Origin of the sequence: Methylobacterium sp. UNC378MF, assembly GCF_900103195.1 — a bacterium.
Taxonomy (GTDB): domain Bacteria; phylum Pseudomonadota; class Alphaproteobacteria; order Rhizobiales; family Beijerinckiaceae; genus Methylobacterium.
In genome coordinates, this window is the sequence record NZ_FMWU01000031.1 from 53,203 (window position 1) to 66,107 (window position 12,905).

General features: G+C 70.8%; 10 protein-coding genes, 1 tRNA gene and 1 rRNA gene. 4 read left to right on the forward strand and 8 right to left on the reverse strand.

All coding sequences use genetic code 11. The features are described 5' to 3' along the window. Positions 1–67: 67 nt before the first annotated feature. Positions 68–1,336: an efflux RND transporter periplasmic adaptor subunit gene (locus BLT59_RS25545; RefSeq protein ID WP_091787514.1), complete on the reverse strand. Its 1,269-nt coding sequence runs from the start codon at positions 1,334–1,336 to the stop codon at positions 68–70. Positions 1,337–1,541: 205 nt separating this feature from the next. Here BLT59_RS25545 and BLT59_RS25550 point away from each other — a divergent pair, with 205 nt between their 5' ends. The 3 genes from BLT59_RS25550 to purD all read left to right on the forward strand — a co-directional run bounded on the left by BLT59_RS25550 (position 1,542) and on the right by purD (position 4,539). Next, positions 1,542–2,768 (forward strand): oxalate decarboxylase family bicupin, encoded by a 1,227-nt coding sequence (locus BLT59_RS25550; RefSeq protein ID WP_091787517.1) that lies wholly within the window; start codon positions 1,542–1,544, stop codon positions 2,766–2,768. Positions 2,769–2,841: 73 nt separating this feature from the next. Beyond that, entirely contained in the window at positions 2,842–3,156 is a 315-nt protein-coding gene (locus BLT59_RS25555; protein ID WP_091787520.1) for a hypothetical protein, read from the forward strand. A 108-nt stretch (positions 3,157–3,264) separates the two neighbouring features. Next, entirely contained in the window at positions 3,265–4,539 is a 1,275-nt protein-coding gene (purD, locus tag BLT59_RS25560; protein WP_091787523.1) for a phosphoribosylamine--glycine ligase, read from the forward strand. 125 nt (positions 4,540–4,664) lie between these two features. On the opposite strand, the gene ggt is transcribed toward purD, so the two are convergent. Continuing rightward, complete coding sequence (gene ggt, locus BLT59_RS25565) at positions 4,665–6,434, reverse strand: gamma-glutamyltransferase (RefSeq protein WP_091787549.1); 1,770 nt, start codon at positions 6,432–6,434, stop codon at positions 4,665–4,667. Between the two features lie 204 nt (positions 6,435–6,638). Then, complete coding sequence (locus tag BLT59_RS25570; RefSeq protein ID WP_020095545.1) at positions 6,639–7,649, reverse strand: 1-aminocyclopropane-1-carboxylate deaminase; 1,011 nt, start codon at positions 7,647–7,649, stop codon at positions 6,639–6,641. A gap of 248 nt (positions 7,650–7,897) precedes the next feature. Between BLT59_RS25570 and BLT59_RS25575 the strand changes: the two genes are divergently transcribed. Beyond that, positions 7,898–8,362: an Lrp/AsnC family transcriptional regulator gene (locus BLT59_RS25575; protein WP_091787526.1), complete on the forward strand. Its 465-nt coding sequence runs from the start codon at positions 7,898–7,900 to the stop codon at positions 8,360–8,362. Between the two features lie 199 nt (positions 8,363–8,561). On the opposite strand, the gene BLT59_RS25580 is transcribed toward BLT59_RS25575, so the two are convergent. The 5 genes from BLT59_RS25580 to rrf form a co-directional block, all read right to left on the reverse strand. Further along, positions 8,562–9,905 carry a replication-associated recombination protein A gene (locus BLT59_RS25580; protein ID WP_091787529.1) on the reverse strand — a complete coding sequence of 448 codons (1,344 nt, stop codon included), beginning with the start codon at positions 9,903–9,905 and terminating at the stop codon, positions 8,562–8,564. A 60-nt stretch (positions 9,906–9,965) separates the two neighbouring features. Beyond that, positions 9,966–11,423, reverse strand: a complete 1,458-nt coding sequence (locus tag BLT59_RS25585; protein WP_091787532.1) for a Do family serine endopeptidase — start codon at positions 11,421–11,423, stop codon at positions 9,966–9,968. Positions 11,424–11,554: 131 nt separating this feature from the next. Further along, positions 11,555–12,040 carry a Ros/MucR family transcriptional regulator gene (locus BLT59_RS25590; RefSeq protein WP_091787535.1) on the reverse strand — a complete coding sequence of 162 codons (486 nt, stop codon included), beginning with the start codon at positions 12,038–12,040 and terminating at the stop codon, positions 11,555–11,557. Positions 12,041–12,579: 539 nt separating this feature from the next. After that, positions 12,580–12,656: transfer RNA gene (locus tag BLT59_RS25595), tRNA-Met, on the reverse strand. A gap of 110 nt (positions 12,657–12,766) precedes the next feature. Beyond that, positions 12,767–12,882: ribosomal RNA gene (gene rrf, locus BLT59_RS25600) — 5S ribosomal RNA — on the reverse strand. Positions 12,883–12,905 lie beyond the last annotated feature (23 nt).

Genomic DNA, 12,905 nt, shown 5'->3' on the forward strand with positions numbered 1-12,905 from the left:
GGGGCCGGTCGGCGTCGCCCCGCTCGCCAGGACGATCGGTGCGGCTCCCCTACGCCCGGGCTGGCTCTCACGCCCCCGTCCGACCCTCCGGCTGCGGCGCGATCCGGTCGCCGTCGCGCAGGCCGGCCGGTGGGCCCACGACCACGCGCTCGCCTCCGCGCAAGCCCGACCGCAACTCCAGTGCCGTCCGGGTCTGGCGGAAGATCGTGACCGGGCGCATCCGCACGACGGTGCTCCCGTCGGCCTCCGTCTCGACCACCGCCACGCGGGTCCCGTTCTGGTCGAAGATCAGGGCGTCGTTCGGCACCGTCACGGCGGGCGCGGCCCGCGGAATCTCCAGCGTGATGGTGATGTGGAGGCCCGCCCGCAGCGCGCCGTCCGGGTTGGGGATGTCGACCTGCGTCACCAGCGTGCGGGCGGCGGAGAGCAGCGTCGTCGACGAGCGCGAGACCGTGCCGGGGAAGACCTTCCCGGGGATCTGCGCCACCTCGACCCTGGCGTTGAGCCCGTCCCTGACGCCGTCGGCGGCGTAGAGCGGCACGTTCACCGCCATGCGCAGCACGTCGTCCCGCGCCAGCGTCAGGAGTGGCGCCCCCGTGTTGGTATCCGCCGTCACCGCGTCGCCGACGTCGTTGTTGCGGGCCGTGACCACCCCGTCGAAGGGCGCGCGGATCTCCTCGAAGCCGGTCAGGACCTTCAGGCGGGCGACCTGGGCCTCCTGGGCGGCGATGTTGGCCTCGGCGACCTTCACGGCGGCCTTGGCGGCGTCGACATTGGCGGTCTGCGCCAGCACCCCGGCCTGGGAGGTGTCGGCGTTCTGCCGGGTCTCGACCCCGGTGCCGGCCAGGGTCGAGGTCCGCCGGTTGGTCACGTCGGCGAGGTGGCGGTTGGCCTCGGCCTGGTCCACCATCGCCCGCGCCTGGATCCGCGCCGCCTGGAGCTGCAGCACCTGCGACTGCGCCTGGACCAGCTGCTGGTCGAGGTCGGGCGCGCTGATCCGGAACAGCAGGTCGCCCTTCTTCACGTGCGAGCCGAGATCGACCTCGCGCGCGACGATGTAGCCGGTCGCCCGCGGATAGAGGCTCGCCGTATCGAAAGCCTGGGTGGTGCCCGTCTGGGTCAGGCTCAGCGTATCGGAGGCCCTGGCCGCGAGGGCGACCCGCACGGTCGGCGGCTTCGCCTCGGCGGCCGGGGGCGGACTCGCCGCCCGGGACGCTTCCGGCCACAGGCGGTATCCGAGGAGGCCGAGGCCCGCCAGCGCCAGCAGGGCGAGCCACCGGCGGCCGCGCGCGGGCGGGCCGGTTCCGTCCGCGGCTGAACTGTCCCGGTCCGCCATCCTCGCCCTCGGGTCGCGCCGCGCCTGAACCGCCGCCTCGGCGCCCGGCCGGGACGCGTGCAGTGCCGTATTCAATGCGCCGTACTCAATGCATAGACCGCGCGCGGGCTCCGGGCGAGATGCCGCAGCGCACAGTGCGGCCCGTCCGCGGATCCTCCGAGCACGCGACCGGTTTCCCTGCCACTGACGCAGGGACCGATCCACGATGACCGAGATCTCCAGGCGCGCCGTCATCGCAGCCGCCGGCGGCGCGCTGGCGGCGTCCTCCGCCGCGGCGCAATCCGCCGGGCCGGCCGCGCCGGGCCCCGAGCGCGGCGGCAAGGGCGCCGACATCCTGGGCCCGCAGAACCGGCCCCGGGCCGCGGAGGAGCCGTTCACCCTGGCCCCGCCCGCCACCGACCACGGCACGATGCCGAACCTGAAATGGTCATTCAGCGACAGCCACATGCGGCTGGAGGCGGGCGGCTGGGCGCGCCAGACCACGATCCGCGAGCTGCCGGTCTCGAAGGCCATGGCGGGGGTCAACATGCGGCTCAAGGCCGGTGCGGTCCGCGAGATGCACTGGCACAAGGAATCCGAGTGGGCCTACATGATCAAGGGCCGGGCCCGGATCACCGCGGTCGATCAGGACGGGCGCACCTTCGCGGACGATGTCGGCGAGGGTGACCTCTGGTACTTCCCGGGCGGCATCCCGCACTCGATCCAGGGGCTTTCCGCCGACGGGATCGACGGCTGCGAGTTCCTGCTCGTGTTCGACGACGGCGGCTTCTCGGAGGATTCCACCTTCCTGCTGACCGACTGGCTGGCGCACACGCCGAAGGACGTGCTCGCCAGGAATTTCGGCCTGCCCGAGAGCGCCTTCGCCAAGATCCCCGAGAAGGAGCTCTACATCTTCCCCGGCCCCCAGCCCGGTCCCCTCTCGGCCGACAGGATGGGCGGCTCCGGTCCGGTGCCGAAGGCCTTCAGCCACAAGATGCTGGCCCAGGAGCCGGTCCGCACCAGGGGCGGGAGCGTGCGCATCACCGATTCCACGGTGTTCCCGGCTTCCGCGACGATCGCCGCGGCGCTGGTCGAGGTCGAGCCCGGCGGCCTGCGCGAGCTGCACTGGCACCCCAACGGCGACGAGTGGCAATACTACCTCTCCGGCCAGGGCCGGATGACGGTGTTCGGCTCCGAATCGAAGGCGCGCACCTTCGACTACCAGGCCGGCGACGTCGGTTACGTGCCCTTCGCCATGGGCCATTACATCGAGAATACCGGTGACACGACCTTGACCTTCCTGGAGATGTTCAAGAGCCCGCGCTACGCCGACATCTCCCTGACCCAGTGGCTGGCGCTCACCCCGCACCCCCTGGTGCAGGCCCATACCGGGCTGGACCCCAAGCTGGTGGAGGCCCTGCCGGAGACCAAATCCCCGGTCGTGCCGGGTTGACGCGGCCCGGAACCCGGACCGATCCTGGCGCGTCGACCCTGCGAGACCGCTCGTTCCCCGCACGGAGGGCCCCATGCACGCCGCGTCCCGCGCGCTCCTCGCTTTGGCGCTCGCCCTCCCGGCGGGCACTGCCTGGGCGCAGGTGCAGCAGAACGACCCGAACGCCGCCAACACCTCGTTCGCCCTGCAGGGCCAGATCCGCGCGCTCAACCAGCAGCGGATCTCGGACTTCAACACGCTGAACCAGACGATCCAGCGCAACGTCCAGTTCGACGCCTCCGGACCCTACCTGCCCTACCGGGGCATTCGCGCGGGCCGCCATATCGGCCGCCATGGGGTCGTGCGGCGCGGCGGCGGCGTCAACACGAGCGTCTGCATCGGCTGCTGAATCGGCGGCTGCGCGGCCGGGATATCCGGGCAGAGCGGGGAAAGCCCGAAAAAAACCTTTTCCCGCGGGCACGCTTCGCCCAGAAGCTGGGCCCATGATGGCGTGCGCATGAATATCCTGCTGATCGGCTCCGGCGGCCGCGAGCACGCCCTGGCCTGGCGATTGGCCCAGAGCCCGCTCTGCACCCGCCTGTTCACGGCGCCGGGCAATCCCGGCACGGCCCGCCACGGGATCAACCGCCCGGACCTCTCCGTCACGGACCACGCGGCCGTGGCCGCCTTCTGCGCCGTGGAGTCGATCGGCCTCGTGGTGGTCGGGCCCGAGGCGCCCCTGGTCGCCGGGCTTGTGGACGATCTGAAGGCCGCCGGGATCCGCGCCTTCGGGCCGACCCGCGACGCCGCCCGGCTGGAGGGCTCGAAGGGCTTCACCAAGGATCTCTGCGCCGCCTGCGGCATTCCGACCGCCGCCTTCGCGCGCTTCACCGACCTCGAGCCGGCCCTGGCCTATGTCCGCCAGCGGGGGGCCCCGATCGTCGTGAAGGCCGACGGACTCGCCGCCGGCAAGGGCGTCACCGTGGCCGAGACCCTCGACCAGGCCGAGGACGCGCTGACCGCCCTTTTCGCGGAACCGGGCGCCGAGGTGGTGGTCGAAGAATGCCTGTTCGGCGAGGAGGCGAGCTTCTTCGCCCTGTGCGACGGCACGCGTGCCATTTCCCTCGGCACCGCCCAGGACCACAAGCGCGTCTTCGACGGCGACCGCGGGCCGAATACCGGCGGCATGGGTGCCTATTCCCCCGCCCGGGTGGTCACGCCGGAGATCGAGGCCCGGGTCATGGCCGAGATCATCGGCCCGACGCTCGCGGGCATGCGGGCCCGGGGCTGCCCGTTCACCGGCATCCTCTATGCCGGCCTGATGCTCACCGCCGACGGCCCCAAGCTCATCGAGTACAACACCCGCTTCGGCGATCCCGAGGCGCAGGTGCTGATGCCGCGCCTCGCCTCCGATCTGGTGCCGGCCCTGCTCTCGGCCTGCGAGGGCGACCTGTCCGGCGTGAGCCTGGAATTCGATTCCCATCGGGCGGCCCTCACCGTGGTGATGGCGGCGGCCGGCTATCCGGGGGCCGTGGTCCGCGGCTCGGTGATCCGGGGCGTCGAGGCCGCGGAGGGCGACGGGGTTTACGTGTTCCAGGCCGGAACCCGCGCCGAGGACGGGCAGCTTCTGGCCGATGGCGGCCGGGTGCTGGCGGTCACGGCGCTCGGCGACAGCGTCACCGACGCCCAGGCCCGCGCCTACACGGCGGTGGCCCGGATCGACTGGCCGGAAGGCTTCTGCCGACGGGATATCGGGTTCCGGGCGGTGGCGCGGGAGGCCGGGCAGGGCTGAAATCCTGGTTTCAGAAGGTCGTCGACCTTTGCGGGTCCAGGGCGGAGCCCTGGTGTCGGGCCTCGCCCGAATGTCGGGGCTCCGCCTCCGAAACCCGCCAAAGGGCGCAGCCCTTCGGAAATCCCCTAGTCTCCGATCGCCGCGCCGGCCGGCCTCCGGTTGTCGTTGGCGCCGTAGAGCAGGCCCGGCCGCATCCGCTCGGTGCGCGAGGCGTCGTTGCCCGAGGAGGCCGCCTCCGGGGCCACCGGTGCGGCGCCGCGCACCGCGATGAGCTCCTGCGCGCCCCAGGGCTTCTGCTCGACGATCGTGTGGCCCATCCCCCGCAGGATGCCCTGCGTGTCCGCCGAGAGCGCGAAGGGCTCGGCGTAGACGGTGTCGGGCAGCCATTGGTGGTGGATGCGCGGGGCGTCCACCGCCTCCTGCGGCTCCATGCCGAAATCGAGCATGTTGATCAGCGTCTGCGCGTTGATCGTGATGATCCGCGATCCCCCCGGCGAGCCGGCCACTAGCGCGACCTTGCCGTCGCGCAGCACGATCGTGGGCGCCATGGACGAGAGCGGGCGCTTGCCCGGCTGGATCGCGTTCTTCGTCCCCTGCACGAGGCCGAACAGGTTCGGAACCCCGGTCTTGACCGTGAAGTCGTCCATCTCGTCGTTCAGGAAGAAGCCCGTATCGGCGGCGATCACCCCGGCGCCGAAATAGCCGTTGATCGTGTAGGTCAGCGAGACGGCGTTACCGGCTTTGTCCATCACCGAGATATGGGTCGTCTCGGCCCGCTCCCGCGTCTCCAGGGCCGGATCCGGGCGGATCTCCGCCGACGGGGTCGCCCGGTCCGGACGGATCGAGGCCCGGAGCGTCTCCGCGTAGGCCGGCGACAGGAGCCGGTCGACCGGGTTTTCCACGAAGGCCGGGTCGCCGAGCAGCAGGTTGCGGTCGGCATAGGCGCGCCGCATCGCCTCGACCATCACGTGTACGGTCCGGGCCGCGTTGAACCCGGCGGCCCGCAGGTCGTAGCCGTCGAGGATGTTGAGGATCTCGCAGAGCGTGGTGCCGCCCGACGAGGGCGGGGGCGCCGACAGGATGGTGGCGCCCCGGTAGCGGCAGGTCAGCGGCTCGGACTGCGTCACCGTGTAGGCGGCGAAGTCGGGAGCCGTCAGGAGGCCGCCGCCCGCACGCGACGCCGCCTCCACGGCGTCCGGGATCGCGCCCTTGTAGAACGCGTCCGAGCCGTGGTCGGCGATCGCCTGGAGGGTGCGGGCGAGGTCGGCCTGGACCAGCCGATCCCCGGGCCGCCAGGGGCTGCCGTCGGGGCGCAGGAAGATGCGGGCGACGTTCCCTTGAGCGGAAAACAGCTTGGTGCCGGATTCGAGGATATCGGTGTCGCCCCGCGTGAGAACGAACCCGTCCCGGGCGAGCGCGATCGCGGGTGCCAGGACCCGGGCCAGCGGCAGGGTCCCGTATTCGGCGAGGGCGGTGTTGAGGCCGAGCACGGTTCCGGGCACGCCGGCCGCCTTCCAGCCGCGCAGGCTCGCGCCCTTCACGACGGTGCCGGCGGCGTCGAGATACATGTCCCGGGTCGCGGCCGCCGGGGCGGTCTCGCGGAAATTGACGAAGCGGCTGCGCCCGTCGGCGGCGTGCAGCACCAGGAACCCGCCGCCGCCGAGATTGCCGCAGCACGGGTTCACCACCGCCTCGGCATAGGCCACCGCCACGGCGGCGTCGACGGCGTTGCCGCCGGCCCGGAGGATGTCGGCGCCCACCTGCGAGGCGAGGCGCTGGGAGGAGACCACCATCCCGTTCTCGGCCTCCACGGCCGGCCCCGAGGCGGCCCGGGCGGCGGGGCCTCCGAGGGTGAGGAGGGTGGCCAGGAGCAGCGCGCGTGCCGGTGCGATCATCGGTGCGATCATCCCTGCCCTCTCCGGTGCGGATCCCGCACCGCCATATAGGGGACGGCACGCAGGAGTCGCGGCTCCCATCCGATCACCTCATCCTGAGGTGCTGCGAAGCAGCCGCGAAGGAGGGCTCCTTCGAGGCCTGCTGACGCGGGCGCCTCAGGATGAGGGGGATGGGCGGGAAAGGCCCGGCTGTCAGGCTCGGCCTCAGCCGTTGCGGAACGTGTAGCTGTAGCCGTTCAGCGCCGGGGCGCCGCCGAGATGGGCGTAGAGCACCTTCGAGCCCTTCGGGAAGAAGCCCTTCTTCACGAGGTCGATCATGCCCTGCATCGACTTCCCCTCGTAGACCGGGTCGGTGATCATCCCCTCGAGCCGGGCCGAGAGCCGGATCGCCTCCACGGTCTCCTTCGAGGGCACGCCGTAGACCGGGTAGGCGTAATCCTCGTTGAGCACCACGTCGTCGGCCACGATGTCGCCCGCGCCGACCAGGGCGGCGGTGTTCTGGGCGATGTCGAGGACCTGGGCCTTGGTCTGGGCCGGGGTGCAGGAGGCGTCGATGCCGATGACGTTGCGCGCGCGCCCGTCGGCCGAGAAGCCCACCAGCATGCCGGCATGGGTCGAGCCCGTCACCGTGCAGACCACCACGTAGTCGAAGCGCAGGCCCATCTCGGCCTCCTGCTTGCGCACCTCCTCCGCGAAGCCGACATAGCCGAGCCCGCCATACTTGTGCACCGAGGCGCCGGCCGGGATCGCGTAGGGCTTGCCGCCCTCGGCCTCGACCTCGGCGAGCGCCCGCTTCCACGAATCGCGGATGCCGATGTCGAACCCGTCATCCACGAGCTGCGTCTGCGCGCCCATGATCCGCGACAGGAGGATGTTGCCGACCCGGTCGTAGACGGCGTCCTCGTGGGGCACCCAGGCCTCCTGGATCAGCCGGCACTTCATCCCGATCTTGGCGGCGACCGCCGCGACCATGCGGGTGTGGTTCGACTGCACGCCGCCGATCGACACCAGCGTGTCGGCGCCGCTCTTGATCGCGTCCGGCACGATGTATTCGAGCTTGCGCAGCTTGTTGCCGCCATAGGCGAGGCCGGAATTGCAATCCTCGCGCTTGGCGTAGAGCTCGACCTCACCGCCGAGATGTGCGGTCAGGCGCTTCAGCGGCTCGATCGGCGTCGGGCCGAAGGTCAGGGGATAGCGCTCGAATTTGTCCAGCATCGGGTCTCTCCGGGTCTCGGGGCGCGGCCGGGGCAGGAGCGGTCTCCGTCCGGCCGGCTGCGTCGAAGCGGGGATCCGGAGCAGTCACCGGACCAGGCCGGGGCGTCTCCGAAGCACGGCAGATATCTATCCGAATCCGTCTGAAAGGTGCTCTCGATCTTCGGCCCTTGGAGGAGATGATCGTCCGCTGTTAAGCAGGATCATAGGGCACCGTTCCGGTTTCTGCCGTCAAACTGAAAGAATCCGCCATGTCCGATGGGCTCGACCGGATCGACCAGAAGATCCTCCGCCTCCTCCAGGCGGACGGGCGCATGGCCAATGCCGAGATCGCCGAGCGGGTCGGCACCAGCGCGGCCACCTGCCACCGCCGGATCCAGCGCCTGTTCGCCGAGGGGTTCGTGCGCGCCGTCCGGGCGCTGATCGACCCGATGCGGGTCGGACGCGGCACCCTGGTCTTCGTCGGCGTCGTGCTCGACCGCTCCACCCCCGAGAGCTTTTCCGAATTCGAGGCCGCCGTGCGGGCGATCCCCGTGCTCCTCGACTGCCACCTCGTGGCCGGCGACTTCGACTACATGCTGAAGATCCGGGTCTCCGACATGGCCGACTTCAACCGCCTCCACAGCGCCACGCTGATCGGCCTGCCGGGGGTGCGCCAGACACGGACCTTCTTCGTGATGAAGGAGGTGATCGACAACGCGCCCCTCGACCTGTGACCGTGTCACGATCGAGCTCTCCGATCCGGACGTTGCCTGAGATGCCCGGCGAGCTTGCCTCGAAGGAGCCCTCCAGCCGGCCGCGCCAGCCCTGGAGCCCGCCTTCGAGGCCTCCGCCGCGCTCCGGCACCTCGGGACGAGGCCGGGGACGAGGCCGAGGACGAGCGTGGCCGGCTGCTGGAGAGGCGCCGACTCCCGCCTACCCCTCCCCGCGCCGCTGCTTGCGCAGCGCTTCCCACCTGTCGAGGCGCTCGGCCAAGCGGCTCTCGTAGCCGCGCTCCGTGGGCTGGTAGAGGTGCTGGCGCCCCAGCGCGTCCGGCCAGTAATCCTGGCCCGAGAAGGCGTCGGGCTCGTCGTGGTCGTAGCGGTAGCCTTCGCCGTAGCCGATCCGCTTCATCAGCTTGGTCGGCGCGTTGAGGATGGTGCGCGGCGGCGGCAGGGATCCCGCCTCCTTGGCGAGCCGGGTCGCGGCCTTGTAGGCCTCGTAGACCGCGTTCGATTTCGGCGCGCAGGCGAGATAGATCGCCGCCTGGGCGAGCGCCAGTTCGCCCTCCGGGCTTCCGAGGAAGTCGAAGGCGTCCTTGGCGGCGTTGGCCACCACCAGGGCCTGCGGGTCGGCGAGCCCGATATCCTCCACCGCCATGCGGACCAGCCGGCGGGCGATGAACAGCCGATCCTCGCCGGCATCGAGCATCCGGCAGAGATAGTAGAGCGCCGCGTCCGGATCCGAGCCGCGCACGGTCTTGTGCAGGGCCGAGATGAGATTGTAGTGGCCCTCCTGCGCCTTGTCGTAGATCGGCGCCCGCCGCTGCACGATCGCCTGGAGCGCCTCGGCGTCGAGAATCTCGCCCGGTTGCGCCGAGCGCCAGACCTCCTCCGCCAGAGTCAGGGCCGCCCGGCCGTCGCCGTCGGCCATGCGGACCAGCACGCCCCGGGCCTCCTCGGTGAGCGGCAGGGCCTGACCGGTCAGCGCCTCGGCCCGGACTAGGAGGCGCGCGATGGCGCCCGGGTCGAGGGCCCGGAACAGCAGGACCCGGGCCCGGGACAGGAGCGCGGCGTTCAGCTCGAAGGAGGGATTCTCCGTCGTGGCGCCCACCAGCGTGACGGTTCCGTCCTCCATCACCGGCAGGAAGGCGTCGAGTTGCGCCCGGTTGAACCGGTGGATCTCGTCCACGAACAGCAGGGTCGCCTGCCCGGTCGCCCGGCGCCTGCGCGCCGCCTCGAACACCTTGCGCAGGTCGGGTACGCCGGAAAAGATCGCCGAGATCTGCTCGAAATGCAGGTCGGTGCCCTGGGCGAGCAGCCGTGCCACCGTGGTCTTGCCGGTGCCGGGTGGCCCCCAGAAGATCAGCGAGCCGAGGCTGCGGCCGCGCAGCAGGCGGGTGAGCGCCCCGCCCTCCCCGGTCAGGTGCTCCTGGCCGACGACCTCGGCGAGACTCTGCGGACGCAGCCGGTCCGCCAGCGGGCGGGCGGCTTCGGGGCCGGACGCGCGGCCGGGATCCGGCGCGGAGGGCGGCTCCGCGGAGGCGAACAGGTCGGACATCCGCGCATCAACACCGGGGCCGAGCCCCGGCGCAAGCCGGCCGGCCGCGATCGCGCGGGATCAGCCCCCGAACACCGAAGTCAGGATCTCACCGTTGCGGTTGATCGCGACCTCCCAGGAATTGAGGCTGTTGCGGGTGACCCGGTCGAGATCCTTGGTGGTCGCCATCGGCACGCCGTTGACCGCCACGATCACGTCGCCCTTCTGCAGCCCGACCCGGGCGGCGACGGAATTCTCGTCCACCGCCTGCACGGCCACGCCCTCGGCCGGGAAGTCCACCTGCATCTCCTCGGCGACCGCCGGTGAGGTGTTGACGAGCGTCGCGCCCAGGAAGGGCGAGCGGGTCTTCACCTTGAGCACGTCCCGCGGGCGCGTCTCCGGAGCCGGAGCGAGCTTGACCGAGACCGTCTGCCGGGTCGTGCCGCGCAGGATCCCGAACCGGGCCTGGCCCTGGACGCCCTTGAGGGCGAAGCGGTAGCCGAAGGCCTCCGGGTCGGCCACCTCCTGGCCGTCGACCGTGAGAACGAGATCGCCGCGCTTCAGGCCCGCCTCCTCGGCCGGGCTCTTGGGCTGGAGGCTCGCCACCAGCACGCCGGTCGGGTGATCGAGGCCCATGCTGTCGGCGATGTCGGGGGTGACGCTCTGGATGCGCGCCCCGAGCCAGGGCCGGCGCACGACGCTCGCCCCGTCGCGGGCGGCGTCGACCACCGCCTTGACCATGCCAACGGGAATCGCGAAGCCGATGCCGTGGCTGCCGCCCGACTGCGAGTAGATCGCCGTGTTGATGCCCACCAACTGGCCGCGCAGGTCCACCAGCGCGCCGCCGGAATTGCCCGGGTTGATCGCCGCGTCGGTCTGGATGAAGTACTGGTAGTCCGCCGAGCCGACCTGCGTGCGCGCCAGCGCCGAGACGATGCCCTGGGTCACCGTCTGGCCGACCCCGAACGGGTTGCCGATCGCCATCACGAAGTCGCCGACCTCGAGGGCGTCGGCATCGCCGAACGGCATGGGCACGAGGCCCTTCGGCGGCTCCTTGAGCTTGAGCACCGCGAGGTCGGTGCGGGTGTCGCGCATCACGATCGTGGCCTCGAACTCGCGGCGATCCGCGAGGGCGATCCGCACCTCGTTCATGTTGTCGATGACGTGGTTGTTGGTGATCACGAGGCCGTCGGCATCGACCAGCACGCCCGAGCCCAGGGATCGCTGCGCCCGGTCACCCCGGGGGCCGCGGCCGCCCTCCGGCTCGCCGAAGAAGCGGCGCATGAACTCCTCCATGGCGCTGGTGCGGGCGCTGGAGCGCTTGTCCACGTGGGACGCGTAGACGTTCACCACCGAGGGCGCGGCCCGTTTCACCACGGGGGCGAAGGAGAGCTGCACGTCGGCCTTGCTGAGCGGCACGGCCTTCGCGGTACCGTCCTTCGCAGGCTCCCGGGTCTCGGTTCGCGCCATTTGCGCTGCGGCCGGGCTGGCAGCCAGCAGGGCTGCGACGAGGGCGGGCAGGGCGAGGCGGGTCAGCATGCGGGGCTCCGGCGTCTGGGCGGGTGCGCCGTCCAGGCCGAGAGAAGGCAGGCGCACCGTGCGGCCTCACGCTATCGAGGCCGATTGCGGCAGGCCGACGACACCGTCGCCGCACGCGGATCGCATCGGTGTCAGACGGCTTCCTTGCTGCGGCTCCGGCGCTTTCCGGTGGGCTGGGGCGCGGGCGCCGGAACCGGCGCGGGCTCGGCGACAGCCCCGCGGGGCTGCCCGAGGCCCAGGGAGCGGGCGAGCTGCGAGCGCTGCTCTGAATAGCTCTGGGCCGTCATCGGGTAGTCGGGGGCGAGGCCCCATTTCGTCCGGTAGGCCTCCGGCGTCAGGCCGCGCAGGGTGAGATGGCGGCGCAGCGTCTTGTAGGGCTTCCCATCCTCGAACGAGATCAGGAAATCGGGAGAGATCGAGCGCCGTATCTCCTGGGCGGTCGCCTTGGCGGCCGGCGGCTTTTGGCCGGCGTTGCAGATCCCCCGGATCGCCGTGTGGACCTCGTCGAGGAGGCCGGGCAGATCCGCGCTCTGCACGTGATTGTGGCTCACATAGGCGGAGACGATCTCGGAGGCGAGGGTGACGAAGCGGAGAGAGCCGCCGTTCGACTGAGCCATGTCTCGTGCGCTGCCTTCTCGTGATGACGAAACTCGCCAGAACGCAAGCACGGCGCCGCGATTCGGACGCCTGATACAATCGCATTCGGAAGATGGGTCAAGTCTTAAATTCGGAGTTCGGGTATACGATCCCAAGTAGCGCAAGAAGAGTGATTTTGATCGCTCAACCTCAAGGAGTAATGCCCGCCAAGGCGTCGCTTGTGCGCAATCGATATTGCCGAATTGTCCTTCCTTGCCTGCGCCGCCTGCCCTCTACAGCCGAAGGCGCGCCGTGACACAGGCTATAGAGCTTTCGCGGCCTTGATGACCCGGGATTTGTGGGCTCCGGACGTGACGGGGGCCGCCATCACAGGTGGAGAAGGGCAACTCAAGCGTGCCTTGCCCGGCCGGCGAGATGCCTCGGTTCTGGAAGGCGGATCGGGACGCGCAGACCGAACCGATCAGAGGCCGAAGCGGCCCAGGACGGCGGGCGTCTGGCTGTTTGGCCAAAGAAAAACCCGCCGCGCTTGTGAGCGCGGCGGGTTTTTTGGGTCGGGATTTGGTTGCGGGGACAGGATTTGAACCTGTGACCTTCAGGTTATGAGCCTGACGAGCTACCGGGCTGCTCCACCCCGCGCCAAGTGTGTGCGGCTGGTCCGGGGCGCCGGCTCCGTGTGAGCGTGGGCGGTGTATCCGGGGCCGGATCGGTGTTTTGTGTCGAGGGGATGCGTGTCTTGCGATGGGCGGGTCTGGCAGCGACCGACTCTCCCGTGTCTTGAGACACAGTACCATAGGCGCTGGCGTGTTTAACGGCCGAGTTCGAGATGGGATCGGGTTCTGGGCACGCCGCTCAGGCCACCAGACCGGCGCATCGCAAGTGGTTTCG

Coding starts and splice junctions, on each gene's coding strand:
- BLT59_RS25545 (WP_091787514.1), bottom strand. CDS start 1,336: ATGGCGGACCGGGACAGTTCAGCCGCGGACGGAACCGGCCCGCCCGCG.
- BLT59_RS25550 (WP_091787517.1), top strand. CDS start 1,542: ATGACCGAGATCTCCAGGCGCGCCGTCATCGCAGCCGCCGGCGGCGCG.
- BLT59_RS25555 (WP_091787520.1), top strand. CDS start 2,842: ATGCACGCCGCGTCCCGCGCGCTCCTCGCTTTGGCGCTCGCCCTCCCG.
- purD (WP_091787523.1), top strand. CDS start 3,265: ATGAATATCCTGCTGATCGGCTCCGGCGGCCGCGAGCACGCCCTGGCC.
- ggt (WP_091787549.1), bottom strand. CDS start 6,434: ATGATCGCACCGGCACGCGCGCTGCTCCTGGCCACCCTCCTCACCCTC.
- BLT59_RS25570 (WP_020095545.1), bottom strand. CDS start 7,649: ATGCTGGACAAATTCGAGCGCTATCCCCTGACCTTCGGCCCGACGCCG.
- BLT59_RS25575 (WP_091787526.1), top strand. CDS start 7,898: ATGTCCGATGGGCTCGACCGGATCGACCAGAAGATCCTCCGCCTCCTC.
- BLT59_RS25580 (WP_091787529.1), bottom strand. CDS start 9,905: ATGTCCGACCTGTTCGCCTCCGCGGAGCCGCCCTCCGCGCCGGATCCC.
- BLT59_RS25585 (WP_091787532.1), bottom strand. CDS start 11,423: ATGCTGACCCGCCTCGCCCTGCCCGCCCTCGTCGCAGCCCTGCTGGCT.
- BLT59_RS25590 (WP_091787535.1), bottom strand. CDS start 12,040: ATGGCTCAGTCGAACGGCGGCTCTCTCCGCTTCGTCACCCTCGCCTCC.